Origin of the sequence: Azospirillum sp. TSH64, from assembly GCF_003116035.1 — a bacterium.
Taxonomy (GTDB): Bacteria; Pseudomonadota; Alphaproteobacteria; order Azospirillales; family Azospirillaceae; genus Azospirillum.
The window spans coordinates 2,961,963-2,987,594 of record NZ_LGQW01000015.1 but is presented as its reverse complement, the minus strand read 5'-3'; the positions used below and the strand labels follow the sequence as shown (position 1 = coordinate 2,987,594).

Annotated in this window: 24 protein-coding genes; 10 read left to right on the top strand and 14 right to left on the bottom strand. The window is 67.3% G+C overall.

Annotated features, from left to right (window positions below; genetic code table 11):
* The coding region (locus TSH64_RS15085) for a response regulator (RefSeq protein ID WP_146208120.1) at positions 1-436 on the top strand (436 nt) is incomplete at its 5' end.
* A 19-nt stretch (positions 437-455) separates the two neighbouring features.
* On the opposite strand, the gene TSH64_RS15080 is transcribed toward TSH64_RS15085, so the two are convergent.
* The 3 genes from TSH64_RS15080 to TSH64_RS15070 all read right to left on the bottom strand — a co-directional run bounded on the left by TSH64_RS15080 (position 456) and on the right by TSH64_RS15070 (position 2,576).
* Positions 456-761, bottom strand: coding sequence for a hypothetical protein (locus TSH64_RS15080; RefSeq protein ID WP_109446046.1), 306 nt, complete (start codon positions 759-761; stop codon positions 456-458).
* 143 nt (positions 762-904) lie between these two features.
* Positions 905-1,918: an inorganic phosphate transporter gene (locus TSH64_RS15075; protein WP_109446045.1), complete on the bottom strand. Its 1,014-nt coding sequence runs from the start codon at positions 1,916-1,918 to the stop codon at positions 905-907.
* Positions 1,919-1,931: 13 nt separating this feature from the next.
* Positions 1,932-2,576, bottom strand: a complete 645-nt coding sequence (locus TSH64_RS15070) for a DUF47 family protein (protein ID WP_109446044.1) — start codon at positions 2,574-2,576, stop codon at positions 1,932-1,934.
* 267 nt (positions 2,577-2,843) lie between these two features.
* Here TSH64_RS15070 and TSH64_RS15065 point away from each other — a divergent pair, with 267 nt between their 5' ends.
* Positions 2,844-3,365, top strand: a complete 522-nt coding sequence (locus tag TSH64_RS15065; protein ID WP_109446043.1) for a hypothetical protein — start codon at positions 2,844-2,846, stop codon at positions 3,363-3,365.
* Between the two features lie 6 nt (positions 3,366-3,371).
* Here TSH64_RS15065 and TSH64_RS15060 read toward each other — a convergent pair whose 3' ends face one another.
* The 4 genes from TSH64_RS15060 to TSH64_RS15045 all read right to left on the bottom strand — a co-directional run bounded on the left by TSH64_RS15060 (position 3,372) and on the right by TSH64_RS15045 (position 8,673).
* Positions 3,372-5,153, bottom strand: coding sequence for a glycosyl hydrolase family 17 protein (locus TSH64_RS15060; RefSeq protein WP_109446042.1), 1,782 nt, complete (start codon positions 5,151-5,153; stop codon positions 3,372-3,374).
* Between the two features lie 271 nt (positions 5,154-5,424).
* Positions 5,425-6,033: a class I SAM-dependent methyltransferase gene (locus TSH64_RS15055; protein ID WP_109446040.1), complete on the bottom strand. Its 609-nt coding sequence runs from the start codon at positions 6,031-6,033 to the stop codon at positions 5,425-5,427.
* A gap of 186 nt (positions 6,034-6,219) precedes the next feature.
* Positions 6,220-6,993, bottom strand: a complete 774-nt coding sequence (locus TSH64_RS15050; RefSeq protein ID WP_098735899.1) for a ferredoxin--NADP reductase — start codon at positions 6,991-6,993, stop codon at positions 6,220-6,222.
* A 237-nt stretch (positions 6,994-7,230) separates the two neighbouring features.
* The gene (locus TSH64_RS15045; protein ID WP_109452680.1) at positions 7,231-8,673 is read right to left on the bottom strand and encodes a short-chain fatty acyl-CoA regulator family protein; all 1,443 of its coding nucleotides are present in this window, start codon (positions 8,671-8,673) and stop codon (positions 7,231-7,233) included.
* Between the two features lie 301 nt (positions 8,674-8,974).
* Between TSH64_RS15045 and aceA the strand changes: the two genes are divergently transcribed.
* The 4 genes from aceA to TSH64_RS15025 all read left to right on the top strand — a co-directional run bounded on the left by aceA (position 8,975) and on the right by TSH64_RS15025 (position 14,741).
* Positions 8,975-10,252 carry an isocitrate lyase gene (gene aceA / locus TSH64_RS15040; RefSeq protein ID WP_109446038.1) on the top strand — a complete coding sequence of 426 codons (1,278 nt, stop codon included), beginning with the start codon at positions 8,975-8,977 and terminating at the stop codon, positions 10,250-10,252.
* Between the two features lie 588 nt (positions 10,253-10,840).
* Positions 10,841-11,404, top strand: a complete 564-nt coding sequence (locus TSH64_RS15035) for a DJ-1/PfpI family protein (protein WP_109048549.1) — start codon at positions 10,841-10,843, stop codon at positions 11,402-11,404.
* Positions 11,405-12,014: 610 nt separating this feature from the next.
* Positions 12,015-12,479 (top strand): hypothetical protein, encoded by a 465-nt coding sequence (locus tag TSH64_RS35340; RefSeq protein WP_146208031.1) that lies wholly within the window; start codon positions 12,015-12,017, stop codon positions 12,477-12,479.
* Between the two features lie 564 nt (positions 12,480-13,043).
* Entirely contained in the window at positions 13,044-14,741 is a 1,698-nt protein-coding gene (locus TSH64_RS15025) for a methyl-accepting chemotaxis protein (RefSeq protein ID WP_109446036.1), read from the top strand.
* A 58-nt stretch (positions 14,742-14,799) separates the two neighbouring features.
* On the opposite strand, the gene TSH64_RS15020 is transcribed toward TSH64_RS15025, so the two are convergent.
* Both TSH64_RS15020 and TSH64_RS15015 read right to left on the bottom strand, forming a co-directional pair.
* Positions 14,800-15,714, bottom strand: coding sequence for a prephenate/arogenate dehydrogenase family protein (locus tag TSH64_RS15020; RefSeq protein ID WP_109446034.1), 915 nt, complete (start codon positions 15,712-15,714; stop codon positions 14,800-14,802).
* Between the two features lie 100 nt (positions 15,715-15,814).
* Positions 15,815-16,726, bottom strand: coding sequence for a hydrogen peroxide-inducible genes activator (locus TSH64_RS15015; protein ID WP_109446032.1), 912 nt, complete (start codon positions 16,724-16,726; stop codon positions 15,815-15,817).
* A 251-nt stretch (positions 16,727-16,977) separates the two neighbouring features.
* On the opposite strand from TSH64_RS15015, the gene ahpC reads away from it, so the two are divergent.
* Together ahpC and ahpF are read left to right on the top strand one after the other, a co-directional pair.
* Positions 16,978-17,541: an alkyl hydroperoxide reductase subunit C gene (gene ahpC, locus TSH64_RS15010; protein WP_109446030.1), complete on the top strand. Its 564-nt coding sequence runs from the start codon at positions 16,978-16,980 to the stop codon at positions 17,539-17,541.
* 412 nt (positions 17,542-17,953) lie between these two features.
* Positions 17,954-19,549, top strand: a complete 1,596-nt coding sequence (gene ahpF, locus TSH64_RS15005; RefSeq protein ID WP_109446028.1) for an alkyl hydroperoxide reductase subunit F — start codon at positions 17,954-17,956, stop codon at positions 19,547-19,549.
* 73 nt (positions 19,550-19,622) lie between these two features.
* Here ahpF and TSH64_RS15000 read toward each other — a convergent pair whose 3' ends face one another.
* Together TSH64_RS15000 and TSH64_RS14995 are read right to left on the bottom strand one after the other, a co-directional pair.
* Complete coding sequence (locus tag TSH64_RS15000; protein WP_109048545.1) at positions 19,623-19,985, bottom strand: hypothetical protein; 363 nt, start codon at positions 19,983-19,985, stop codon at positions 19,623-19,625.
* A gap of 148 nt (positions 19,986-20,133) precedes the next feature.
* Positions 20,134-21,105: a LysR family transcriptional regulator gene (locus TSH64_RS14995; protein ID WP_247872947.1), complete on the bottom strand. Its 972-nt coding sequence runs from the start codon at positions 21,103-21,105 to the stop codon at positions 20,134-20,136.
* 48 nt (positions 21,106-21,153) lie between these two features.
* Between TSH64_RS14995 and TSH64_RS14990 the strand changes: the two genes are divergently transcribed.
* Together TSH64_RS14990 and TSH64_RS14985 are read left to right on the top strand one after the other, a co-directional pair.
* The gene (locus tag TSH64_RS14990; protein ID WP_109446024.1) at positions 21,154-21,477 is read left to right on the top strand and encodes a nuclear transport factor 2 family protein; all 324 of its coding nucleotides are present in this window, start codon (positions 21,154-21,156) and stop codon (positions 21,475-21,477) included.
* Positions 21,474-22,253, top strand: a complete 780-nt coding sequence (locus tag TSH64_RS14985; RefSeq protein ID WP_109446022.1) for an SDR family oxidoreductase — start codon at positions 21,474-21,476, stop codon at positions 22,251-22,253. Before TSH64_RS14990 ends, TSH64_RS14985 begins: the two co-directional genes overlap by 4 nt.
* Positions 22,254-22,265: 12 nt before the next feature.
* Here TSH64_RS14985 and TSH64_RS14980 read toward each other — a convergent pair whose 3' ends face one another.
* The 3 genes from TSH64_RS14980 to TSH64_RS14970 all read right to left on the bottom strand — a co-directional run bounded on the left by TSH64_RS14980 (position 22,266) and on the right by TSH64_RS14970 (position 25,567).
* Positions 22,266-23,252 carry an endonuclease/exonuclease/phosphatase family protein gene (locus tag TSH64_RS14980; protein WP_109446020.1) on the bottom strand — a complete coding sequence of 329 codons (987 nt, stop codon included), beginning with the start codon at positions 23,250-23,252 and terminating at the stop codon, positions 22,266-22,268.
* 67 nt (positions 23,253-23,319) lie between these two features.
* Positions 23,320-23,970: a chemotaxis protein gene (locus tag TSH64_RS14975; protein ID WP_109446018.1), complete on the bottom strand. Its 651-nt coding sequence runs from the start codon at positions 23,968-23,970 to the stop codon at positions 23,320-23,322.
* A 160-nt stretch (positions 23,971-24,130) separates the two neighbouring features.
* On the bottom strand, positions 24,131-25,567 hold the full coding sequence (locus tag TSH64_RS14970; RefSeq protein WP_247872946.1) for a D-alanyl-D-alanine carboxypeptidase: 1,437 nt from the start codon (positions 25,565-25,567) through the stop codon (positions 24,131-24,133).
* Between the last annotated feature and the right edge of the window lie 65 nt (positions 25,568-25,632).

The window sequence follows — 25,632 nt, the reverse complement described above, 5'->3', positions numbered from 1 at the left end:
GCTTACCCCACCCCACCCCACCCCCCTGCCCCATCCCGCCGGACCGCCGCGCCTGCTGATCGCCGAGGATCTGTCGATCAACCGCGAACTGCTGGCGGCGCTGTTCAAGGACAGCGGCTACCGCATCGATCTGGTGGCCGATGGCGCCGCGGCGGTGGAAGCGGTGAAGGCCGGCGATTACGACCTCGTGCTGATGGACGTGCAGATGCCGGAGATGGACGGGCTGGAGGCGAGCCGGATCATCCGCGCCATGCCGCCGCCGCTGGGCGACCTGCCGATCCTGGCGCTGACCGCCGGTTCGTCGGACGAGGAGCGGCGCGACTGCTACGAGGCCGGCATGAACGGGCACATCGGCAAGCCCTATGAGCGCGACCTGCTGCTGCGTCAGGTCGCCCGCACGCTGGCCGCCGGGCGCAGCCGCACCGGCGCCGCCTGAAGGCCCGCCTGAAGCCGGGTCAGGGCTGCTCGAACACCCTGGGGAAATGGGCGAGACGCCGGCCGAACAGGCTTTGCGGCGTGGCGTCGGTCACGACCGGCTCCGCCTGGCTGGCGGGCAGCGGCGCCATGGGCAGGGGCGTGGCGGAGAGCGCGCGCGCCGAGGCCGGGCGTGGACGGCGCTCGGTCTTCTCGGGTGGGGCGTAGAAATGCAGGGTCAGCTGGCCGTCGGCTTCCGCCGCATAAGGCAAGCCTGGGACCGTCCGGCGTTCGGTGCCGGGAAGCACATACTGCTCACCTTGGTCGGTGCGTTCGATATGCGGCATGACCGGTATCCTGTCTCCACCGGACCGATCCTGCCGTTCCCGCCCTTGCGGGTCAAGGGCGGGCTGCGTCACGAAGGGCTTATCCGATCGTACTGGTATCCGCCCCCTCGTTCACAGGGTGTTCTCCCCCCAAATCGAGGCCCTTACGGGTGCAGGACGCTCGCCACCAGCAGGTAGGACAGCCAGGCGACGATGCCGGAGGCGGGAATCGTCAGCACCCAGGCCCAGACGATTCGGCCCGCCAGCCCCCAGCGCACCGCCGAGGTGCGGCGGGCGGAGCCGACGCCGACGATGGCGCCGGTGATGGTGTGGGTGGTAGAAACCGGGATGCCCAGCCACGTCGCGCCGAACAGGGTTATGGCGCCCGCCGTCTCGGCGCAGAAGCCCTGGTAGGGCTTCAGGTCGGTGATGCGCGACCCCATGGTGCGGACGATGCGCCAGCCGCCCATCATGGTGCCCAGCCCCATCGCCAGCTGGCAGGCGATGATCACCCAGAAGGGCACGTGGAAGGTGTCGCCCAGCATGCCCTGGCTGAACAGCAGGACGGCGATGATGCCCATCGTCTTCTGCGCGTCGTTGCCGCCATGGCCCAGGCTGTACAGCGCCGCCGAAACCAGCTGCCAGTGCCGGAACTGGCGGTCGACCGCGAAGGGGGCGGCCCGGCGCAGCGCCCAGGACAGCACCAGCATCAGGAGCAGCGCCAGCAAGAGGCCGATGCCCGGCGACAGCACGATGGCGACCGCCGTCTTGGTGAAGCCGCTGGCGATGATGGCGCCGAAGCCGGCCTTGGCGATGCCCGCCCCGGCGATGCCGCCGACCAGCGCATGCGACGACGAGGACGGCAGCCCGAGATACCAGGTGATCAGGTTCCAGCCGATGGCGCCGATCAGCGCCGCCAGGATCACCGCCGGGTCCATCACCAGCGGATCGACCAGCCCGGTGCCGATGGTGGTGGCGACATGCAGGCCGAAGAACAGGAAGGCGATGAAGTTGAAGAAGGCCGCCCACAGGACGGCCAGCTTGGGCGACAGCACGCGGGTCGACACCACGGTGGCGATGGAGTTCGCCGCGTCGTGCAGGCCGTTGATGAAGTCGAAGGCGAGCGCCACCAGAACGATGACGGCGATCGCCGGCAGGCCGAGCTGCAGGGCCTCCATGACCGGGACCGCCTCAGACCTGATCGAGCGTGATGCCCGCGACCAGGTCGCCGACGTCGTCGCACCGGTCGGTCACCGCCTCCAGCATCTCGTACAGCTCGCGCCGGCCGAGGAAGGCGATCATGTCCGGCTTTTCCGCGATCAGCGACTGGAGCGCGCTGCGCAGGATATCGTCGGCCTCGTCCTCGATGTCGGACAGCCGGCCGCAGAGATGGTCGATCCGCTCGGCGTTGCGGGCGATGGCGCCCAGGAGCGGCATCAGCTCGACCAGCACGTCGGCCTGCTGGCGGATCAGGGCGACGAAGCGGCGCATCGGCTCGTCGAACGCCTCGATGCCGTAGAGGCCGGCATGGCGCGGCACCTCGTCCATCAGGTCGATGGCGTCGTCCAGCGCGTTGATCAGCGACAGGATGTCCGAGCGGTCGAAGGGGGTGATGAAGGCACGGTGCAGGTCGCGCCCGGCATCCTTGGCGATGCGGTCGGCGTCCTTCTCCACCCGCTTCAGCGCTGCGACCTTCTGCGCGCGGTCGTCCGGTCCGGAATCCATCACCGCTTCCAGTGCGATGGATGCTGCCACGATGTGGCGGGCCTGCTCGACGAACTGGTCGACGAAGCGTTCCTCCTTCGGCATCAGCGAACGGAATGCGCGCAGCAGCATGGGACGGTGACTCGCGTAGACTGGAATGGTTTGGCGCTGCTCTTAGCACGCTTCGCGGTGCGGTGCAGCGGCGGCATGTCATGTAAAGGTCATGAAACAGTCATTTGGTAGCAAAATCGCCACAGGTCGCGGCACATCGCCGCTTTTCACCCTTCCAACCAATCCGGCAAACCGGTTGGGCCGGCCCCATAACCAGGGACCATGGAAAGCCGCCGGCCGCCTTCCCAAATCTCACGAAGCCCCTCCCCCGACCGCAGGGTTCCGCCCATGACGTGCCCATCCCCCGCTCTCCGCCTTGCCATGCCGGCGCTCGCCGTCCTGCTGCTGAGCGCCGCCCCGCTGCATGCCCAGACGGTTCCACCCGGCGACCCGGCCGGCCGGTGCAGCCCGACCGTCTCGGCGGCGCTCAGCACCTGGGACACCGGGGTCGCGGCGGCGGAGCGTTTCGGCGACAAGGCCGCGGCGGTGGCGCGCGAGAAGGGGCGGGAGTATCTGCTGCCGCTGCTGGGGATCGACCCGAAGGCGGTGCCGCCCGACGCCAAGGGCGGCGGCACGACCGACGATGTCGGCCGCGCGCTGGAGGAAAGCCGCAACGATCCCAAGCGCCGCGCCGACCTCTGCGCCGCCATCACCCGCGCGGCGGACGAGGCGAAAAACTCGGCCGGCGCCGGGCTCGACGCGCTGAAACGGGCCCTGGACAACTGGCAGCTGACGCCGCCCGCCGCTCCGGCGCCCGGCCCGGCCCCTGCTCCGGAACCGACGAAGCAGGACGGGCTGATCCGGACCTGACTTTCTTCAAATTCGCCGAAGCGGACGCCGGGCGCTCCACACCCCGGCCAGGAAGGGCAGCGCCAGCAGGACCTGCAAGGCTGCCCAACCCAGCGCTTCCCAGTTCGGCCGGGTCCACTCGACCTCGTGCAGCGCCTCCATGAAGGGCAGCTGGCCGTAGATCAGCGATTCGAGCGGCACGAAGCCCTCCGCCACCACGGTCAGCAGTGCCGCCAGCAGCAGTCCGAAGCCAAGCACCGACTCGACCGGCAGGCGGCGGACGGCGCCGCACAGGCCGCGCGGCTCGCCGTCGGCGACGGGAATCGCCGGACGGAACAGGCTGGCGATGCCCAGCGCGCCCTGCGTCTCCGTCCCCACCGGCCGGCGGGCGGCGCGGATCAGGCCCAGCGCCGGCAGCGCCACCGCCGGGATCAGCAGGTACGGGTTGGGGAAGTCGCGGTAGCGGCCGTCGAAGACGATCAGCAGCGACCAGACCAGCGCCGCGACGCCCAGCGCCACGGCGCTCCACCGCCCCACCCGCTCGGTGCGGGTCAGGGCCGGGCGGGCATGGCGCAGGCCGGCCAGCGGCTCGCTCGCCAGACCGCCGCTCGCCAGCGTGCGGTGGGCGGTCAGCAGAACCGCCAGCGCCAGCGCCGCGGTCAGCGCCAGCATCGCCACCGCCAGCGTGGTGTCCTGCCAGTAATGCTTGCCATGCTCCGCCAGGAAGGCGGCGCGGACATAGAGGGTGGACAGCGCCTGCGCCAGCAGGATCAGCACGACCCAGCCGGTGCCCGGCACATGGCGGCGCAGCAGCGACAGCCCGCCCAGCAGCACCAGCGCCAGCCCGCTCGACGCCGCGAACAGCCAGGGCCACGCGACATTGCCGACAACCGGCCCGGCCAGCGAGAATTTCGGCGTGCGGTCGGCGTTGTACAGGCCCCAATGGCCGCCGACCGTGCCCTCCAGCTTGGCCTTCCACTCCTGATCGAAGGCTTCGATCACGTTGTAGTCGAAGCCCTCCTGCTCGGCCATGCGGACGAAGGCATTGACGAACTTCGCCTTGTTGACCAGCCCCGGCACGGCGGCCCCGCGCGAGCGGCCTTGAGTCGGCCAGCCGGTCTCGCCGACCAGGATCGGTTTGCCGGGAAAGCGGTGGGCGATGGTGCGGTAGCTCTGGCGGATGCGCTCGGTCGCCGCCTCGACGCCGGCCGGCACATCCTCCCAATAGGGCAGCAGGTGGATGGTCAGGTAATCGACGTGGTCGGCGATCTGCGGGTATTTCAGCCACCATTCCCACACGTCGGCATAGGACACCGGCTGCTTCACCGCCGCCTTGACGCGGTCGATGTAGCCGGCGACCTGCTCCGGCGTCAGCTCGCGGCGCAGCAGCACCTCGTTGCCGACGATGACGCGGGTGATGACGTCGGGATAGCGGTTGGCGAGGTCGATCAGCGAGGCGATCTCCGCCTCGTTCTTGTCGGTCCGCGAGGACAGCCAAGCCCCCATGGTGACCTGCATGCCGTGCTTGCGCGCCAGTTCCGGCACCACCTGCAGGCCTTCCAGCGAGGTGTAGGTGCGGATGCCGGCCACCTGCGGCGCCAGTGCGACGAGGTCCTCCTCGATCTGGGCGGTGGAGGGCAGCACGCCGGTCAGCGGGCTCTGCCCGTCGCGGAAGGGCGCGAAGGACACGCTGCGCAGCTTGCCGCCGGGCGGCGGGTCGAGCGGCACCGGCAGGTTCGGCAGGGACCAGACGGCGAGATTGGCGAGGCCGGCGACGAGCAGCGCGGCGAGGATGAGGATCAGGCGCATGGGCGGGATGTCTACACCAAAGGCTTGACGGTTTGAACGGCGACCGTCGCACCAACAGGCCGGACGCCGATTTTATTCACGGATGCGGACAGAAAATGGGCGCGCCCCCCAAAGGAGGCGCGCCCAGTCGGTCAAGGATTGAGTGACGTGCCTTCGTCACAATTCGGTAAACCGGCGGGAGGGGAGGTTTATTCCGCCGGGGCGACAATTTATGCAGGTCAATGGCCTTCGTGCGCTCAGGATGAAACGCAAGACGCCGTAACCGGCCTCATCAGCCCGCTCGGGCACGCGCCAGCCAAACCGTGTGACCGTTGCACTCAGGATCCTCTCGTACATGCGCGACGACATCGAACCCGTGCGCATCCAGCAGCGCACGGTATTCATCCCCGTCCAGGCTGGCATGGAACAGGGGTTCACCCTGGAGAGCACCGATCGCCTCTCCATGCGCGGGGCCACTGGTGAACATGAGAGCGGCCGCCGGCGCCGCATGGCGTTGAAAAACCTCGAACATCCGCTGTTGGTCATCCCAGCGCAGATGAAAGAAGCTGTTCCAGGCCAGGATGCCGTCAAAACGCCTGGGCAAGGACAGTCCGCGCATGTCCGACAAGAGCCAACGATGCTCGGGAAACCGCTCCTGCGCCAGTCCGAGAAGAGGCGGAGACGTATCGATCCCCGTCACCGCGAACCCGCGCTCGATGAAATAGCGCGCCACGGGGTCGGCGCCCCCACAGCCCAGATCCAGGACAGCACCCCCGGACGGCAGAAGCTCCTGGAAACGATCGAGCCAGACCTTCTCGAAAAGGCTACGGCCGCGGCTGGACTCCCACGCAAGGCCATGCTTTCGGTAAATCTCGATGATCTGATCGGCCGCGTCCGTCATCGCACCACCATAACGACGCGTCCGGGCTGCAACCAGGCCTCCCAGTCATCGAATCCAATCAACCCGGGAAGAGCGGAGGGACGCTGGGAAAACCGGAAGCCCGGAGTCCATCAGTCACTTCCGTGAACACCTGATGGACTCCGGTAAACCGCATGAAACTCTGGCGCGGCCCGAAAGCCGATACCCTCAGCGCTCCACGAACGCCTTTTCGATGACGAAGCCGCCCGGTTCGCCGTTGGTGCCCATGACGAAGCCGCGTTTTTCCATCATCGCGGTGGTCTCGGCCAGCATGGCCGGGCTGCCGCAGATCATCACGCGGTCCTTCTCGGCGTCCAGCTCCGGCAGGCCCAGGTCTTCGTAAATCTTGCCGGTCTCCATCAGCGTGGTCAGGCGGCCCTGGTTGCGGAAGGGCTCGCGCGTCACGGTCGGGTAATAGAGCAGCTTTTCCTTCACCTGCTCGCCGAAGAACTCGTTCTCCGGCAGGCTGTGGTGGATCAGGTCGTCATAGGCCAGCTCCGCCACCGTGCGGGTGCCGTGGGTCAGGATCACCCGGTCGAACTTCTCGTACATCTCCGGGTCCTTGATGATGCTGAGGAACGGCGCCAGGCCGGTGCCGGTGCTCAGCAGATACAGGTTCCGCCCGGGAAGCAGGTTGTCGGTGATCAGCGTGCCGGTCGCCTTGCGGTTCACCAGCAGCGTGTCGCCTTCCTTCAGATGCTGGAGCCGCGAGGTCAGCGGGCCGTCCTGCACCTTGATGCTGAAGAACTCCAGCGTCTCCTCGTAATGCGCGCTGACGAGGCTGTAGGCACGCAGCAGGGGCCGGCCTTCGACCTCCAGCCCGATCATGGTGAACTGCCCCGGCAGGAAGCGGAAGGACGGATCGCGCGTGGTGGTGAAGCTGAACAGCGTGTCGGTCCAGTGGTGAACGGTCAGCACGCGCTCTTTGATCAAGTTGCTCATGGGGGCGTTCCAAAACCTGTCGAGGCCAAGCTCTGTTGGCAATGTTCAATACAGAAGTCCGGGACGCTGCGTTCAGGTGGCCGGCGCGATGACACGAGCGGAGCTGCCGCGACGCAACGGCCGAAACCTATCAACAAACCCGGTCGAAGGCCACGGATTTATACCAGTCAAATGACGGGCTTTCCGGCAAACAACACGAATTTTTCCGTACAACATTGATCCCGGTCAATTCGCGCTCTACTCCGCGCTGGGCGGCGCGAACAGGTAGGGCGACAGGCCGCGCAGATTCTCGTCGACGATAAGCCGATGATTCAGCGGCGGAAACGCCCGCTGCGAACAGTCCAGCCGCGGGCAGAGCCGGCAATTCACCCCGATCGGCGTCGCCGCATCGGTGTTGGACAGGTCGAACCCGTCCGCATAGGTGACCTGAGCCGCATGCTGGACATCGCAGCCCAGCGCCACGGCGAATTGCTGCGGCGGGCTGCGGTGACCGCCGCCGGCCTTCACCACCGTGCGGGCGATGGAGAAGTAGGCGGTGCCGTCCGGCATCTCCGCCATCTGGCTGTGGATCTTGCCGGGCGTGCGGAAGGCCTCATAAACGATCCAGCGCGGGCAGCCGCCGCCGAAGCGGGCGAAATGGAAGCCCGCACCCGAAAAACGCTTCGACACGTTGCCGGCGCTGTCCACCCGCATGAAGAAGAAGGGCACGCCCTTCGCCCCCGACCGGTGCAGGGTGGTCAGCCGGTGGCAGACCTGCTCGAACGACGCATCGAAGCGCCGCCGCAGGATCTCGATGTCGTAGCGCAGCTGGGTCGCCGCCTCGTGGAAGCGGCCATAGGGCATCAGCACCGCCGCGGCGAAATAGTTCGCCAGCCCGATCCGGGTCAGCCGCCGCGCCTCGTCGTCCGACAAATTGGCGGCATCGACGATGCCGTTCAGCAGGTCGCGGTGGCGCAGCAGCGCGATCTGGCAGGCGAGCTGGAAGGTGCGGCCCGACGGCGCCAGCATCTCCGACAGCAGGATGCGCCGGCTGTGGCGGTCGAAGCGGCGCACCGCATAGCCCATCACCTCCGACGGCAGCAGGCGGACACGGACGCTGTGCTGGGTGTTCAGCCAGTCGACCAGCCCGCGATAGAGGTCGCCGCGTTCCAGCTTGCCGTCCTGCCACAGGCTTTCCGCCGCCGCCTCCAACTCGGGGAAATGGTTGGAATGGGTCTGGAACAGGTCGCGCACCTCGTCCTGCGGGAAGCCGGTGGCCTGCACCAGATGCAGCTTCTCGCGGTCGGCGACCCGCTCCGCCAGGGCCTGGAGATCGTCGCGCGCCCCGCGGAAGCCGCGATAGAGCGCCACCACCGCCTGCCCCAGCGTCGGCGCCACCGCCGCCAGTTCGCGGAAATCCTGGTTCTTGATGTCGGAGCCGTCGAACAGCTGGTCGGAGAACACCTCGCGCAGGCCGGCCACCAGCCGACTTTCCTCATCCTCGGCGAAGGCCTGGAGATCGACGCCGAACTGCTGGCCCAGCTTCAGCAGCAGCGGCACCGTGACCGGGCGCTGGTTGTGCTCGATCAGGTTCAGATAGCTGGGGGAGATGCCGAGCTGGTCGGCCATCTGCGCCTGGGTCAGCCCCTGGTCGCGGCGCAGGCGGCGGACCTTCGGTCCCAGCATCGCCTTCTTTTCCATGGTCGCCACCGCGCCTCTCCGCTTTACAAGATTTACCGATTTACAGCTTTGTGAAGACGGCAGTTTACAAACGGACCTTTTTACAAACAAGGGCTTATTGCAACGCACTCGGGCCGGGTTTAAGTCTTGGTTCACGGCCGCGCTGTAAAGCGCAAGCGGCCCCGAAGACACCGGACGGCAGAGCAAGGCGGGAGGAAACGCCACTGTCCGCAACCGGATGCCGGGACCGACAAAAGGCCCGCCCCGAGACCCCAGTTCCGCCCCGATCGACCGGGCGCACCGGACAAAAGGAACCTGACCCATGTCGCTCGATGAAAAGACCAAGACCGCCATCCACGCCGCCCGTTACGAGGGCATCCGCCGCGACTACACCATGGACGACGTCAAGCGTCTGAGCGGCTCGGTCAAGATCGAGTACACGCTGGCCGAGCTGGGTGCGCGCCGCCTGTGGGAGCTGCTGAACACCGAGCCCTACATCAACACGCTGGGTGCTTTGACCGGCAACCAGGCGATGCAGGCGGTCAAGGCCGGCCTGAAGGCCATCTACCTGTCGGGCTGGCAGGTCGCCGGCGACGCCAACACCGCCGGCCAGATGTACCCGGACCAGAGCCTGTATCCGGTGAACTCGGTCCCGGCGGTCGTCGAGCGCATCAACAACACCTTCAAGCGCGCCGATGAGATCCAGACCTCCGAGGGCAAGGGCGACACCTACTGGTTCGCGCCGATCATCGCCGACGCCGAGGCCGGCTTCGGCGGCCCGCTGAACGCCTTCGAGCTGATGAAGGCGATGATCAAGGCCGGCGCCGCCGGCGTGCACTGGGAAGACCAGCTGGCTTCGGAAAAGAAGTGCGGCCATCTCGGCGGCAAGGTTCTGATCCCGACGCAGCAGCACATCCGCACGCTGAACGCCGCCCGTCTGGCCGCCGACACCTGCGGCACCTCGACCCTGGTGATCTGCCGCACCGACGCCGAATCGGCGCAGCTCATCACCTCCGACGTCGACGAGCGCGACCATCCCTTCATCGACTTCGACGCCGGCCGCACCGCCGAGGGCTTCTTCCGCCTGAAGAAGGGCGTCGGTGTCGAGCACTGCATCGCCCGCGGCCTGTCCTACGCGCCGTACTCGGACCTGATGTGGTGGGAGACCTCCAAGCCGAACCTGGACGAGGCGCGCCGCTTCGCCGAGGCCGTGCACAAGCAGTTCCCCGGCAAGATGCTGGCCTACAACTGCTCGCCCTCCTTCAACTGGCGCGCCAACCTGGACGAGGCGACCATCGCCAAGTTCCAGCGCGAGCTGGGCGCCATGGGCTACAAGTTCCAGTTCGTCACGCTGGCCGGCTTCCACAGCCTGAACTACTCGGCCTTCACGCTCGCCAAGGGTTACGCCGAGCGCGGCATGGCCGCCTACTCCGAACTGCAGCAGGCCGAGTTCGCGGCCGAGAAGGACGGCTATACCGCCACCAAGCACCAGCGCGAAGTCGGCACCGGCTACTTCGACGCGGTCGCCACGGCGATCTCCGGCGGCACCTCCTCGACCACCGCGTACAAGGACTCCACCGAGGCTGACCAGTTCCATTGATCGCAGGTTCCGATCAACGGGAGTGGTCCGTGATCCAGTGTGCGAGCTGGATCTTTTCGAACGGCTGATGCTTTGACTTGCCGACGGCCGGGGGCCTTCCCCCCGGCCGCTTTTTTTTGCGTCATGCAGTCGACACCCGGTTCATTCGGAATAATCCTTCGGGGAAGCCACGCCCCTGTGGTATGGCTGACCTGCGCCGCATCAACCGGTGGTATGGGCCGGTTGGCCCGAAAGTCTTGAACTGGGCTGGAAAATGCAGCCGAATCCACCGGTTCCAACGGAATCCGGCACGCCGCATCCTTGGGTGCGCCGCGGAATCCCTTGTTGACTTGGGGCCTCATCGGGACCAATTAAGTCCGCATGCTGAAAACAAACCGATCCGGGACGTAAAGGTCCCACACGCCGGCACCCGACCTCGGGGTCCCGGCGGGCGGAACTGGCCGCCGCGCATCCCCATGCGCGGCGATGACCGTTTCCCGACCGCCTCCCCTGCTCCGGTGGGGCCCCCCGGCGGGTTCTCCCCTGGCCGACATGCCATCGGGGATGCCCCGGCGTTCTATTGGTGAAACGATGAAAGGACAAGACAGTATGGATCAATCGCTCGCAGGAAAGTCCATCGCCATCCTCGTCTCCAACGGCTTCGAAGAAGCGGAGATGACCGAGCCGCAACGCGCCCTGATCAAGACCGGCGCCACGCTGCGTACCATCTCGACCGAGACGGGTCTGGTCAACGGCTGGCACGGCAAGTCCTGGGGCCATTACTTCCCGGTGGACAAGCATCTGAGCGAGGCGCTCGGCGCCGACTTCGACATGCTGCTGCTGCCGGGCGGTGAGCGCAGCGTGGCGAAGCTGCAGCAGTCGGCCCACACCCGCCGCATCGTCGGCCACTTCCTCGATGCCGGCAAGCCGATCGCCGCCATCGACCAGGGCATCCAGCTGCTGGCGATCCCCGGCAAGCTGCGCGGCCGCCTGCTGGCCGCTCCGGAAGCCTACCGCGCCGACCTGACCGCCGCCGGCGGCAAGATCAGCGACGAGGCTCTGGTCGTCGACGACATCACGGTTTCGGCGCTGGGCCAGGACCAGCTCAACGAGTTCGTCGAAGCCGTGGTGAAGCTGTTCACCGAGCTGGGTTCCGTTCGCAAGGCCGCCTGATCTCCATCCTCGGACGGCCCCGAAACGGCCGCCGCACCATCCGGGTGCGGCGGCCGTTTCGTTTTCGGCCCTCCTTCGCGCCCCAGTCGAATCGCGCCCTGTGACCATTGCCCGACAGCCCGGATTTCCGACGGATTCACTCACCTTCCGCGTTGATAATGATACAGCGTCGCCGCCATCCGCATGATGATCCACCGGCTCGGCCATCCCAACCGACGACATCCAAACCGCTCCATGGTCTGTCGAAACGAGGACTGTCGAAATGGGGTCTTACGCGGTGTCGCGTCCCAATTTACCCGATTGCCCTGCGGTGTGCTCTTGTGACAGTGTATGATCTATCAATAGTGGAGTATATTGAAAGATGAGCGTAGATATGTCTGGATTCAATGGCTTGTCCAGCAGAACGATATTTTGCGCATGGACTGGAAAAAGCCCGCTTAGCCAACAAAGACTTAACTGTCTATTTTCTCTCATGCAGAATCCTTGCTGCCCAGTAATACTTTTAAAGAGCAGCACACTTCCCAATTGGATATTGCCGGACTCGCCATTGCATCCCGCTTACGAATACCTAAGCGAGACTCATAGGAGTGACTATCTCAGGTGTTATCTAATGCATCATTTCGGAGGTGGTTATTCAGATATAAAATTGACTGGCTACAACTGGCTTCATGCATTTTCTGCACTGGAGAACAGTGACGCAGATGGAGCTGGATACACTGAGCTTGGTCCAGGATGCGTTGCCGTTCATCCCTCATCCGATGGCCCCGCGCTGAGGGCAGCATATAAGAAATTGATCGGGAATGCAGCTTTCCTGTTCAAGAAAAGAAGCAGTTTTACAACGGAGTGGTTCAAAAGAGTGAATAAAACGCTTGACGAAAAAATGGATTTACTTAAAGAAAATCCTTCAAGACACCCACAGGATATCTTGGGAATGCAATTTAGCGATGGAACGGTATCAAAATACCCACTCCGATGGGCTGAAATTCAAGCAGAGATATTCCATCAATTAACGTTCGAGAGAATGGACAGCGTGATACATGTCGACATTGTGCCGTTGATGCATTCTTATCGCTAATCGTCTCCAGCGCTCTTTCTGATCGGTACACATGGAAAGAGCGGAAGATATTTTTATCGCCGTAGCCTGTATGCGGGTGGTGAAGCCTGGTCATGGCCGGGGTAAGTAGCGTTGGCTGTGCCGGCGATGCGGATGCCAGTTCACCCGGATCGACAGACCTGCGGTGGATGGTAAGAGTTTCGAGGAGACCAAGGGCGCGACGGTGACCGTTTCCCGACCGCCTCCCCTGCTGCGCTGGGCCTCCCGGCGGGCTCTTCACGGTCTCGGCGCCGGGCCAGGACCAGCTGAACGAGCTCGTCGAAGCCGTGGTGGAGCTGTTCACCGAGCTGGGGTCCGTTCGCAGGGCCGCCTGATCTCCATCCTCGGCCATTTCGTTTTCGGGCTTCCTTCACGCCCCATTCGACCAGCAGCCTGTGACCATTGCCCGGCACACCGGATTTCCGACGAATTCACTCACCTTCCGCGTTGATAATTTTAAACATTCGGATTAGTAAGGTTGAGGGTCGGACAATACCTTCGGATGGATGGAATTCTTGCCGAAGGCTTGGCGGGGATGCAGGCAACATGGCTAAAATTCGAGCATTCGGACAGTTGACCATCCGCGCCAAGATCATCGTCGCGGTGTTGGGCACTGTGGTGATGGCCGGCGCCTTCGGGATTTTCACGCTCAGCCGGCTGGAAATCCTAAACAATGCTGCCGAAACAATGCGCAGCCGTTCGCTGCCGGCGACCCAGCTGGCCGGTCAACTGACCTCCGCCGCGCAGAGCCACCGCATCGCCGAAGCCGCCTATGCGCTCGCCACCAACGAGATGCAGGTGAACCAGGCGGAAAAGGGCTGGACCGAGGCCGTTGCCGAGGTGACCGCCCGCCGTCAGGCCGCCGGAGCCCGCTTCGCCGGCGGCGAGGGTGCCGCCCGTCTGGCCGCCTTCGACGAGGCCTGGACCGCCTATGCCGCCGCTGCCGACCGCGTGCGCGGCCAGGCCCGCGACGGCAACGCCCAATCCGCCGTCAGCGTCTTCAAGCGCCCCAGCGCCGTCGCCTTCGCCCGCGTGCAGGAGGCGCTCGACGCGCTGGTGGACGGCACGATGGCCGACGCCGGCGCCGTCGCCGACCAGGGGGCGGCGGTCTACAGCAGCGCCCACGGCATGGTGCTGGGCGGGGTGACGCTGTGCACCCTGCTGGCGCTGGGCTTCGGCGCCGTGCTGGTGCGCGGCATCTCCCGCCCGATTCTCGACGTCGCCGGTTCGCTGGAGCGTCTGGCCGCCCGCGATTTCACCGCCAGTTTTGAAGAAGGCCGCCGCGACGAGATCGGCCGCATGGCGACCGCCGCCCGCGTCTTCCGCGACACCATGCTCGACACCGAACGCCTCCAGCAGGAACAGGAGCGGCTGAAGACCGCCGCCGCCGAGGAACGCCGCCGCGAGCTGCGCACGCTCGCCGACGGCTTCGAGGCGACGGTGAAGCGGCTGGTCGAGGCGTTGTCGGCCTCCACCGCCGAAATGGCCGCGGCCTCGTCCGCGATGGCCGAGGGGGCCGCCGAGACGGCGCGCCATTCCGACGCGGTGTCGTCGGCCGCCGGCCGCGCCTCGGCCAATGTCGACAGCGTCGCCGCCGCCACCGCCGAACTGTCGGCCAGCTTCGCCGGCATCGCCCGTCTGGTCGCCGATTCCGCCGGCATCGCCGCCGACGCCACCCGCGACGCCGAACGCAGCACCACCGTGATGGGCAGCCTCGCCGAGGCGGCGGAGGAGATCGGCAAGGTGGTGGAGATGATTTCCGGCATCGCCGGCCAGACCAACCTGCTGGCGCTGAACGCCACCATCGAAGCCGCCCGCGCCGGGGAGGCCGGCAAGGGCTTCGCCGTGGTGGCGAGCGAGGTGAAGCAACTCGCCGGCCAGACGGCCAAGGCGACCGCCGAAATCCAGGCGCGCATCGCCGAAATCCAGAGCGCGTCGGGCACCGCGGTCGACACCATCGGCGCCGTCACCCGCACCATCGCCCGGCTGAACGAGATATCGTCCGAGGTCGCCGCCGCAGTCGAACAGCAGACCGCCGCGGTGGGCGAGATCGCCGCCAACATCCAGGACGCCGCCGACGGCACCCGCAGCGTCTCCGACAACATCGCCGCCGTCACCGCCGCCGCCGCGTCCGCCGAACAGGCCAGCGGCGTGATGGTGCGCTCGGTGGACACGGTGCAGGACGACGCCGGGCGGATGCGCCGGGAGGTCGACGGCTTCCTGGGGGCGTTGCGGGCGTCGTAACAGACAGGACCGGAGCCGCCGGGGTGCGTTTCCCCTCTCCCCTCCAGGGAGAGGGTGCTCACGCCTGCTTGGCGTCGATGATCCCCCGGCGCACCGCGCGGGTCTTGGTGAAATGGTCCTGCAACTGCTCCCCCTCGCCCCAGCGGATGGCGCGCTGCAAGGCCGTCAAATCCTCGGTGAAGCGCTGGAGGATTTCCAGCACCGCCTCGCGGTTGTTCAGGAACACGTCGCGCCACATCACCGGGTCGCTGGCGGCGATGCGGGTGAAGTCGCGGAAACCGCCGGCCGAGAATTTGATGACCTCGGACTTGGTGTCCTCCTCCAGGTCCGACGCGGTGCCGACGATGGTGTAGGCGATCAGGTGCGGCAGGTGCGAGGTGATGGCCAGCACGCGGTCGTGGTGGCTGGCCTCCATGATCTCGACGGTGGAGCCGACGCGGCGCCACAGCTCCGTCACCCGCTCCAACGCCGCGCTGTCGGCGCCGGGCGGCGGGGTCAGGATGCACCAGCGGCCCTGGAACAGCGTGGCGAATCCGGCCTCCGGTCCCGAATGCTCGGTGCCTGCCACCGGATGGCCGGGGATCAGATGGACGCCGTCGGGCAGATGCGGCCCGACGTCGCGCAGGGTCGCCTGCTTGACCGAGCCGACGTCGGTGACGATGGTCCCGCGTTGCAGAAGCGGCCCGATGGCCTCGGCCACCGCGGCATAGCTGCCGACCGGGGTCGACAGCACCACCAGATCGGCGCCGGCCAGCGCCGCGGCCGGATCGGTCGAGGCCTCCGCCACGATGCCCAGCTCCAGCGCCTTGGCGCACACCTCGGCGCTGCGGTCGGTGCAGACCACCTGCCGCGCGATCCCATACTCCGCCAGCGCCCGCGCCAGGGAGGAGCCGATCAGACCGATGCCGACGATGGCGACGCGGTCGAACAGGGGGCCAGGGGCGGAAACGGAAGCGGTGGCGGTGGTGGACATGACGCTGGGTGTCCCCAAAGCGGAGTGAACGGGCGAAAAACCGTCCCGTTTAAACCACCTCGCACCCGCGGGACCAAGCGAATCTTTCGCCGCCGCCCCGTCAGCCGTCCTTCGCCGTCATCTCCGCCCTCAGCGCTTCGGCCAGCCGCTGGAAGGTTTCCTTCCGTCCCGAGGTGCGGCGCCAGGCCAGCGCAATCCGCCGCCCCGGCCGGTCGCCGGCCAGCGGGCGCACCGCCAAATCGAGCCCGCGCAGGATGCCGGAATCGACCGCCATCTGCGGCAGCAGCGTCACCCCCAGCCCGTTCGCCACCATCTGCACAAGCGTGTGCAGGCTGGTGCCCTGGAAAGCGGTGTTGTGCGGCGTGCTGTCCAGCGCGCAGGCCGCCATGGCGTGGTCGCGCAGGCAGTGCCCGTCCTCCAGCAGCAGCAGATCCTCCGACGGGACCGTCACCGGCTGCGCCGGGTCGCCGCCGTTCAGCCGGTGGCCGGACGGACAGACGAAGGAGAAACGGTCCTCGGCGATGTCCTCCGTCTCCAGATCGCCCATCGGGTAGGGCAAGGCCAGCAGGGCCGCGTCCAGCTTGCCGGCGTTCAGCTGCTCCAGCAGCCGCGCCGTCTGGTCCTCGCGCAGATAGAGCCGCAGCCGCGGGAAGCTCTCGCGCAGGGCCGGCATCACGCGGGGGATCAGGAAGGGGCCGATGGTCGGGATCACCCCCAGATGCAGGGCCCCCGACATCGGGTCGGCGGCGGAGCGGGTGATGTCCACCAGCTCCTCCGCCCCTTTCAACAATTGCCGCGCCCGCTCCGCGATCTCGCGCCCGAGCGGGGTCGGCAGCACGGAGCGGCGCGTGCGCTCCACCAGTGTGGCGCCCAGCAGATCCTCAAGCTCCTGCAAGCCGGCGCTCAAGGTCGACTGGCTGACGAGGCAGGCCTCGGCCGCCTGTCCGAAATGGCAGCGGTCGACGACGGCGACGAGATAGCGGAGCTGGCGCAGGGTGGGGAGCGGTTTCATGCCCGGTTATGTAATCGGATTTATCGATCAGTTCAATTGGTATTTTCTACTTCTCTTGATCACAGATTTCCCGTATTCCTCCACGGGTCAACGGGACACAGGGAACATCGCCCCATCCCCTGGCCACACGGCAGGCCCCCTTGTTCGACCCGGTGCGCCGCACTAAGTCGGGCATGTCACGGCCACCGGCCGAGGCCAGCGGCCAGGGATTGAGGCGACAACCAAATCATCGCACCTATCGGAGAACACAAATGTCCTTGATCAACAGCGAGATTAAGCCCTTCAAGGCGACCGCGTACAAGAACGGCAAGTTCATCGACGTGACCGACGCCGACCTGAAGGGCAAGTGGTCGGTCGTGTTCTTCTACCCGGCCGACTTCACCTTCGTCTGCCCGACGGAGCTGGAAGACCTGGCCGACAACTACGACGAATTCCAGAAGCTGGGCGTCGAGGTCTACAGCGTCTCGACCGACACCCACTTCTGCCACAAGGCCTGGCACGACACCTCGCCGGCCATCGGCAAGATCGGCTACACCATGATCGGCGACCCGACGCTGGCGATCAGCCGCAACTTCGAGGTTCTGATCGAGGAAGTCGGCCTGGCCGACCGCGGCACCTTCGTCGTCGATCCGGACGGCAAGATCCAGATCGTCGAGATCACCGCCGGCGGCGTCGGCCGCGACGCCAAGGAACTGCTGCGCAAGATCAAGGCCGTGCAGTACGTCGCCGCCCACCCGGGCGAGGTCTGCCCGGCCAAGTGGCAGGAAGGCGAGAAGACCCTCGCCCCGTCGCTCGACCTCGTCGGCAAGATCTAAGGCTTTCCCTTAAAGGGAAAACCACGGATCGGGGGCCGGCTCCAGCCGGCCCCCACCCCCGCCGCCGACAGGCTTGGATGGCGGGATTTAACGGGTACCCTTGCCGCCGCAGCCGGCCGCAAGGCAGGTTTTTACGGGCCGGCTTTCAAAAGCCTCCCCATTCGGGTTCCGTCACCGGTTTCCCCATCCCCGCGAAGGCGGGCATCCAGGCGCGTTTTGTCGCAGTCCTTTCAAAATCTGGATCCCCGCCTGCGCGGGGAGGACGATGACGTTTCAAACTCTCCACTGTTTCAAAACCAGACCGCCCGCCCGACCGGCTCTTCCTGCTCGGGCCACCATTTTCTCCGCCCGGACCGCCGCGAATGTGACGCAGGCGATCCGCCCCGGACACGAGACGTTGGGAACGAAAGCCATGCTGGACGCCAATCTGAAGACGCAGTTGAAGGCCTATCTGGAGCGCATCACCCACCCGATCACGCTGGTGGCGTCGCTGGACGAGGGTGCGAAGTCGCAGGAGATGCTGGGCCTGCTGGAGGACATCGCCTCGCTGTCCGGCAAGATCACGCTGGACCGCAGCGGCGCCGACGCCCGCCGGCCCTCCTTCGCCATCAAGCGCGACGGCACCGACATCGGCGTCACCTTCGCCGGCCTGCCGATGGGGCACGAGTTCAACTCGCTGGTGCTGGCCCTGCTCCAGGTCGGCGGCCACCCGTCGAAGGAGTCCGAGGAGCTGCTGGAGCAGATCCGCACCCTCGACGGCGATTTCAGCTTCGAGACCTATTTCTCGCTGTCCTGCCAGAACTGCCCGGACGTGGTCCAGGCCCTGAACCTGATGAGCGCGCTGAACCCGCGGATCAAGCATGTCGCCATCGACGGCGCCCTGTTCCAGCAGGAGGTCGAGCAGCGTCAGGTGATGGCCGTCCCCACCGTCTTCCTGAACGGCGAGCCCTTCGCCCAGGGCCGGATGGACGTGGCGCAGATCGTCGCCAAGCTCGACACCGGCGCCGTCGCCCGCGCCGCCGAGAAGATCAAGGCCAAGGCTCCGTTCGAGGTGCTGGTGATCGGCGGCGGCCCGGCCGGCGCCGCTGCCGCCATCTACGCCGCCCGCAAGGGCATCCGCACCGGCGTGGCGGCCGAGCGGTTCGGCGGTCAGGTGCTCGACACCATGGCGATCGAGAACTTCATCTCGGTCTCCCACACCGAGGGGCCGAAGCTGGCCGCGGCGCTGGAACAGCACGTCAAGGACTATGAGGTCGACGTGATGAACCTGCAGACCGCCACCGCGCTGGTCCCGGCCACCCAGGAAGGCGGCCTGATCGAGGTGAAGCTGGCCAGCGGCGCCTCGCTGAAGTCCCGCACCGTGGTGCTGTCGACCGGCGCCCGCTGGCGCTCGATGAACGTCCCGGGCGAGGCGGAATACCGCAACAAGGGTGTGGCCTACTGCCCGCACTGCGACGGTCCGCTGTTCAAGGGCAAGCGCGTGGCGGTGATCGGCGGCGGCAACTCCGGTGTCGAGGCGGCCATCGACCTCGCCGGCATCGTCTCGCACGTCACGCTGATCGAGTTCGACAGCCAGCTGCGCGCCGACGCGGTGTTGCAGCGCAAGCTGCACAGCCTGTCCAATGTCACCGTCCTGCTGTCGGCCCAGACCACCGAGGTGCATGGCGACGGCAACAAGGTGGTCGGCCTGTCCTACAAGGAGCGCACCGGCGGCGAGCTGAAGCGGGTCGATCTGGAAGGCATCTTCGTGCAGATCGGCCTGGTGCCGAACACCGAGTGGCTGAAGGGCACGCTGGCCCTGACCCCGCGCGGCGAGATCGAGGTGGACAACCGCGGCCAGACCTCGCTGCCCGGCGTCTTCGCCGCCGGCGACGCGACGACGGTGCCGTTCAAGCAGATCGTCATCGCCATGGGCGAGGGTGCCAAGGCCGGGCTGGCCGCCTTCGACCACCTGATCCGCACCGTGCCGGCCGAGGAGCCCGCCCGCGAGTCCATCGCGGCGGAGTGACCGGTCCGGGATGAAAAAAGCCGGCGGTCCCGCAGGGGGCCGCCGGCTTTTTGTTGTTCGAAATGTGAAGCCTCTACTTCTTCACCGCCGCCTTTTCCTTGTCCACCGCATCCAGGATTCGCTGCAACGCCTCGGTGCTCAGCGCCGACTCCATCGTCAGGCTGTCGCCGAACTTGCGCAGCGCACCGATGACGCGGCGGCGCGCGACGAACTCGTCGTCGCCCTGCTCGAACGGCTCGACCACCGGGCCCTTGTAGTAGCCGCCGCGGAAGCTCCACTGGCGGCGGCCGTCGGCGCGCCATTCGCTGCCGTCGGACAGCACCATGCAGCGCCCCCCTTCGGTGTAGCGCTCCACCGTGGCGATGGACTGCGGAATGGACTGGCCGCTGCGGATGGTCACGCGGTCGCCGACGCGGAAGCTGGCGGCAGTGAACATGCTGTCTCCCAAATGGCACCTGCTGAAAGGCGCCCGCCCTCTCGACCGGAGCGCAGCGCCGCAAAATTCCCGAAGACGCTGTTGTCCACCAGTTGCGTTCCTGAATCCAGCGCCATGTCCCGCCGACTGGCCGAACACGGCGATGGGTTCAAGGAGAAACACCCGGCTTCGCACCGAGTTCGCGGGCGAGGCCGATGAAAGCCCTGAGGGCGGCCGAGGGATTGCGCCGTCCGGGATAGTAGAGGCAGAGCCCGGCACGCACCGGGGTCCAGTCTTCGAGCACGCGGACGAGACGGCCCGCCTCGATGTCGCGGCACACGTCCTGCTCCATGAAGAAGCCGAGCCCGATGTCTTCCAGGACGGCGGTCCGCGCGAGGCTGGACTCGTCCAGGGTGATCGGTCCGCGCACGTCGATCTGCGTCGCCTGCCCGTCCTTCTCGAACTGCCACCGGTACAGGGCGCCGTTCGGCAGGCGGACACGGATGCAGGGGTGGTAGAGCAGGTCGGGCGGGACGCGGGGTTTCTCGCGCTTCTCGAAATAGGCCGGCGAGCCGACGACGGCGTATCGCTGCGGCCGGCCCAGGGAAACCGCGATCATGTCGGTCGGCACGAGGTCGGCCACCCGGACACCCAGATCGAATCCTTCGGCGACGATGTCCACCAGCCGCCCTTCGGTGACGAGATCGACATGCACCTGCGGATGTCGGCGGAGGAACTCGAGAACGAGCGGCGAGAGGATCTCCCGCGCCGCCATGGCGAACGCATTGATGCGAAGCGTGCCCGACGGCGTCGTCTGCTGCGACCGCACGGCTTCCAAAGCGCCATGGACGTCCTGCAACGCCGGGCCGACCTGCTCGACGAACAGCCGGCCGGCATCGGTGAGCGACACGCTCCGCGTCGTCCGGTTGAACAGACGGACGCCCAGTTCCGCCTCGAGCGTCCTGACGGCGTTGCTGAGCGCGGTCGTCGACATGCCAAGGTCGAGTGCCGCGGCACGGAACGAGCCTCTGCGCGCAATGGCAAAGACGGCGTCGAGATCGTTCAGGTCTGCCCGCGTCATTGTCCCGCAAACCGAAATTCCATATCCCGTTTTATCCTGATTATCGAAACCGATGTCCACGCTCATCTTGGAAAGGACAGAAGACACCCCGCTCAGGAGACATACACGATGACATTCCCCTCACCGATCCAGGCCTATTTCGATGCCGACCGGAGGAGCGATGGCGCGGCCCTGCTCGCCGCCTTCGCGCCCGATGCCGTCGTCGGGGACGAAGGCGGGTCCCATGCCGGCCACGACGCCATCGATGCGTGGTGGCGCGCCGCGAAGGCCAAATACGCCCATGTGATCGAACCGCTCGAACTGTCCGAGACGGACGGGGTCGCCAAGGTCCTTGCAACGGTGTCCGGGCGGTTTCCCGGCAGCCCCGCCACGCTGGTCTTCGCGTTCCGGATCGAGAACGGGCGGATTGCCGGACTGGAGATCGGCCAATGACCGGGTTCATCAGCCTTGAAGGCAAAAGAGCGCTCATCACCTCCGGCACGCGCGGAGCCGGTGCTGCCACCGTCGCCCTGTTCCGCGAACTCGGTGCCCGTGTGCTGACCGCCGCCCGGTCCCGGCCCGACACGCTCGGCGAGGAGATGTTCGTCGGCGCGGACCTCACAACCGCAGAGGGCTGCGCCACGCTCGCCGCCGCGGTGCGCGAGCGGCTCGGCGGAGTCGACGTCATCGTCCACATGCTGGGCGGCTCTTCCTCCCCCGCGGGCGGCTATGCGGCGCTGGGCGACGCGGACTGGGCAAGGGAGCTCGATCTCAACCTGATGCCCGCCGTCAGGATCGACCGCAACCTTGTGCCGGCGATGGTGGCCCAGGGCCATGGCGTGGTCATCCACGTGACCTCCATCCAGCGCCAGCTGCCGCTGCCGGAGGCGACGACGGCCTATGCCGCCGCGAAGGCCGCGCTCTCGACCTACAGCAAGAGCCTTTCCAAGGAGGTCTCGCCCAAGGGCGTGCGCGTGGTGCGCGTGTCCCCCGGCTGGATCGAGACGGAGGCAGCGGTAGGGCTGGCCGAGCGGCTCGCGAAGGAGGCCGGCACCGATTACGAAGGCGGCAAGCGGATCATCATGGACTCGCTCGGCGGCATTCCGATCGGCCGGCCAGCCAAGCCGGAAGACGTTGCGAACCTGATCGCCTTCCTGGCGTCCGACCGTGCCGGGACGATCACCGGCACGGAATACGTCATCGACGGCGGCACCGTCCCCACCGCGTGAACCACCTATGCCCTAGCCGCGTGCGCCCTGCAGGCTGAACCCCGCCACCACCGGCGCATGGTAGCTGACCGGCGACGGCTCGTCGGCGTGATCGACCTCGTCGGTGAGATCCTCGTTGTGGATCGCCACGTCGCGCAGCCGTTCGGCCAGCCGCGGCGACGCCAGCAGATGGTCGAGCAGCACCGGCGTTCCGCCATGCAGCACGGTGTAGCGCCGCTCCTCCGGGATCGCCTGCTCCAGCGGTTCCAGAACGCGGTTGGCCAGCTCGGCATTGCCGGTGAAGTCGGGCGCGGCGCGGATGATGCGGACGGCGGTCTGCTCCAGGTCGGCGTTGCAATCGCCGGCCACCAGGATCAGTGCGTCGGGGTCGGCGTCGAACAGCCGGTCCACCGCCATCCGCGTCTCCAGCGCCTGCCCCGCCCGCTTGATCGAGGCGAGATAATAGCCCTCCGCCCAGCCGGCCGCCGTCTTCCAGATCTGGGCGCCGGCCTTCTGCCCCGGCACCGGGGCGGCGATGGGAGCGCGCAGATGCAGGTCGAACACGTGCAGGGTGCGGCCGTCCGGCATCTCGATTTCGGCATGCAGGACCGGCCGGTCCCAGCCGACCTCCGTCTCGCCCTCCGCCGCCGGATCGGCGGTGGCGAGCCGCACGCGGGCCGGCGGCACCAGATGATGGCGCAGCAGCCGTGCCGCCCGGATCGGCCAGCGGCTGACGATCACCGGGTTGTGGCGGTCGGCCGGCGACGCGGCGTCGCCCGCGGTGACGTGGTAGCCGGCATAGCGCGTGTCCTCCAGCAGCCGGGTCAGCGCCCGCAGGATGCGCGGCTCGCTCTTGACCGGATGCTGGGCGTCGACTTCCTGAAGGCAGAGGATGTCGGCCTCCAGCCGTTCCAGCTGCGGGCGCAGCGTGGCGATCCGCACCTCGAAAGGCGGCTCGTCGGCATCGTCGTCCAGGTTTTCCAGGTTGAAGGTGGCGATCCGGAACAGCGTGTCGGCCATGACGGGCTCCGCGGAAAAACGGCGGGGTGGGAGCGCGCGGCGAACCGGCGCCCCCCGGTCGAGCTTATCAGAACAGCTCGACGTCGCCTTCGATCCGCGTCCGGCCCAGATGCTCCATGTAGGACGACTCGTTGCGGGCGATCTCGTGCAGCGTCTCTCCGCCGATCAGCCGGCGCTGGCTGCGGCCCGTGGTGGGGAAGAAGCGCACGGCGCGCGGGGTGGCGCCGCCGACGTCCCAGCTGACGGTGGGGATGCCCTCCGTCGCCAGATACTCCATGACGAACTCGACGTTGCGCTGGCCGATGTTGGCGGTGCGCAGCGTGTTCAGGTTGACGTTGGCACCGCCGAACAGCTTGGCGCGCAGCCGGTCGCGCCGGCCGGTGACGGCCAGCAGCCGGTTGATCAGATGCTCCATCGCCGTGGCGCCATAGCGCGACGACAGCGACAGCGTGTCGGTTCCGGCGTCGGGCAGCAGGAAATGATTCATGCCGCCGATCTCCGCCACCGGATCGTACAGGCAGGCGGCGACGCAGGAGCCCAGCGTGGTGGTGATGACGACGTTCGGATCGTCGGTGACGACGCAGCCGCCGACGACGATGTTGACCACCTCCGCCCCCAGCCGCTGGTCGTGATAGCGGTTGGCGGCCACATCCTGACGTTCCAGCCGGCGGCGCAGGATTTTGCGCGCGGGTGAGGTGGCGGAACGGTCTGTCATCATCGGGTCGCGGGCTCTCGCTGCTGGTTGCCGACGCATATGGTCCGGATAGGCCCGCGATCAATCGACGCAGGCAGGGCTTTCTCAAATCGACTCCGCATCGAATCGACTTTGATCTGCATTTTACCGGTCAGGCTATCTTCTGTCCTATGACCTATCTCAGTCAATAGGTGAGAACCCAGCGTCCCAGCGTCTCGTCCTGCACCCTGCGGGCGGCGGCGGCCCAGCCGCGCGCCTCCGCCGGAATGGCGGTGACCCGGCGGTCGAGCGCGGCGTCCAGCGCTGCCCGGCGCGCCGGGTCGGCGATGAACAGGACGAAGCCGAGCTGCCGGCCGCTGCCCGCCGTCAGCAGCCCGGCCAGCCCCTTCACATAGGCCAGCGTGCCGGTCTTGGCATGGACGCCGGAGGGCAGCGCCTTGCCGTCCTCCTCCCCCGGCAGAAGCTCCCACAAGGCGGGTCCGCCGGCCCGCAGCAGCGCCGCCATCTGCCGCGGCGTGGCGCGCGACCCGGTGCCGAGCCCCGAATGGTTGGCGAGCCGCAGCCCACGCCAGCCGGCACCCTGGCGCGTCAGCCAGCCCTGCAACAGCGCCGCAGACCGGTCCAGCGTCGCGACCGACGGGTCCAGCCGCCTCGACGCCGCCAGCCCGATCACCTCCGCCGACAAATTGTTGGAATGGCGCAGCAGCCCGCGCGCCAGTTCCGACAGCGGCAGGCTGTCCAGCGCCGCCAACACCGTCGCGCCGGCCGGCGTACGCCCGACCCCCGGCAGCGGCAAATCGATGCCGCCATCGCCGGCCAGCCGGCGGAACAGGGTGGCGGCGGCCAGCCCCGGCCGCGCCACCGGCACCCAGGCGCCTGCCGCCTCCCCGGCGGCGGGCGGCGCCATCAGCCAGCGGTCGGCCCCGTCCGGCAGCAGAGGAAAGCCCTTGCTCCCGGCCATCGGCCGCACGGCGACGCTGTCCAGCGGCAGGCGCCCGGCATCGGCGACCGTCAGCACCTCCGGCCCGGCAGCACCCCGCTTCCAGTTCAGCAGGGCGCGATTGTAGTTCAGCGACAGCGCCCCGACCCCGGTGTTGTAGGGGGCCGCCCAAGGCTGCCCGGCGTCGATCTCGGCCAGATCGGGCAGCAGGGCGGTGTCGTACAGGAACCGCCCCTCCAGCCGGCGCAGCCCGGCGGCGGCCAGCCCGCCCAGCAGCTGCACCAGCCCCTCCGTCGCCAGCGCCGGGTCGCCGCCGCCTTGCAGGATCAGGTCGCCGCGCAGCACCCCGCCCGTCAGCGGGCCGGTCGCCAGCAGCCGGGTGGCGAAGCGGTGGTCCGGCCCCAGCAGGGCCAGCGCCGCCGCCACCGTCGGCAGCTTCGCCACCGACGCCGGGATGAAGGGGGTGTCCGCCGCCCGCGACTCCAGCACGGTGCCGCTGTCCGGCTCGAACAGGAGATAACCGACCGCGGAACTTTCTAAACCATTGGTGGTGGATGCCAGGGCAGGAAGCGGGCTCAGCGCCGCCGACAGGCCCAGCGATCCCAAGAGACCGAGGAAAGGCCGGCGGCCGAGAGTGGGCCGGTTATCGGGTCGGCTACCGGAGCGACGGATTGCGGTCACGGTTCGGGTCTTTCCGCTTCTGATGGAAGCTTTCATAAAGTATTTTGGTAAAAAATCGCCGGGAA

Bases quoted from the DNA above. Each gene is read 5' to 3' on its own strand.
- aceA (WP_109446038.1), top strand. From the start codon at position 8,975: ATGTCGCTCGATGAAAAGACCAAGACCGCCATCCACGCCGCCCGTTAC.
- TSH64_RS15050 (WP_098735899.1), bottom strand. From the start codon at position 6,993: ATGAGCAACTTGATCAAAGAGCGCGTGCTGACCGTTCACCACTGGACC.
- TSH64_RS15075 (WP_109446045.1), bottom strand. From the start codon at position 1,918: ATGGAGGCCCTGCAGCTCGGCCTGCCGGCGATCGCCGTCATCGTTCTG.
- TSH64_RS15070 (WP_109446044.1), bottom strand. From the start codon at position 2,576: ATGCTGCTGCGCGCATTCCGTTCGCTGATGCCGAAGGAGGAACGCTTC.
- TSH64_RS15020 (WP_109446034.1), bottom strand. From the start codon at position 15,714: ATGTCCACCACCGCCACCGCTTCCGTTTCCGCCCCTGGCCCCCTGTTC.
- TSH64_RS15025 (WP_109446036.1), top strand. From the start codon at position 13,044: ATGGCTAAAATTCGAGCATTCGGACAGTTGACCATCCGCGCCAAGATC.
- TSH64_RS15035 (WP_109048549.1), top strand. From the start codon at position 10,841: ATGGATCAATCGCTCGCAGGAAAGTCCATCGCCATCCTCGTCTCCAAC.
- TSH64_RS15060 (WP_109446042.1), bottom strand. From the start codon at position 5,153: ATGCGCCTGATCCTCATCCTCGCCGCGCTGCTCGTCGCCGGCCTCGCC.
- TSH64_RS15000 (WP_109048545.1), bottom strand. From the start codon at position 19,985: ATGTTCACTGCCGCCAGCTTCCGCGTCGGCGACCGCGTGACCATCCGC.
- TSH64_RS15080 (WP_109446046.1), bottom strand. From the start codon at position 761: ATGCCGCATATCGAACGCACCGACCAAGGTGAGCAGTATGTGCTTCCC.
- TSH64_RS15055 (WP_109446040.1), bottom strand. From the start codon at position 6,033: ATGACGGACGCGGCCGATCAGATCATCGAGATTTACCGAAAGCATGGC.
- TSH64_RS15015 (WP_109446032.1), bottom strand. From the start codon at position 16,726: ATGAAACCGCTCCCCACCCTGCGCCAGCTCCGCTATCTCGTCGCCGTC.
- TSH64_RS35340 (WP_146208031.1), top strand. From the start codon at position 12,015: ATGCATCATTTCGGAGGTGGTTATTCAGATATAAAATTGACTGGCTAC.
- TSH64_RS14975 (WP_109446018.1), bottom strand. From the start codon at position 23,970: ATGATGACAGACCGTTCCGCCACCTCACCCGCGCGCAAAATCCTGCGC.
- ahpF (WP_109446028.1), top strand. From the start codon at position 17,954: ATGCTGGACGCCAATCTGAAGACGCAGTTGAAGGCCTATCTGGAGCGC.
- ahpC (WP_109446030.1), top strand. From the start codon at position 16,978: ATGTCCTTGATCAACAGCGAGATTAAGCCCTTCAAGGCGACCGCGTAC.
- TSH64_RS14980 (WP_109446020.1), bottom strand. From the start codon at position 23,252: ATGGCCGACACGCTGTTCCGGATCGCCACCTTCAACCTGGAAAACCTG.
- TSH64_RS15045 (WP_109452680.1), bottom strand. From the start codon at position 8,673: ATGGAAAAGAAGGCGATGCTGGGACCGAAGGTCCGCCGCCTGCGCCGC.
- TSH64_RS14985 (WP_109446022.1), top strand. From the start codon at position 21,474: ATGACCGGGTTCATCAGCCTTGAAGGCAAAAGAGCGCTCATCACCTCC.
- TSH64_RS14990 (WP_109446024.1), top strand. From the start codon at position 21,154: ATGACATTCCCCTCACCGATCCAGGCCTATTTCGATGCCGACCGGAGG.
- TSH64_RS15065 (WP_109446043.1), top strand. From the start codon at position 2,844: ATGACGTGCCCATCCCCCGCTCTCCGCCTTGCCATGCCGGCGCTCGCC.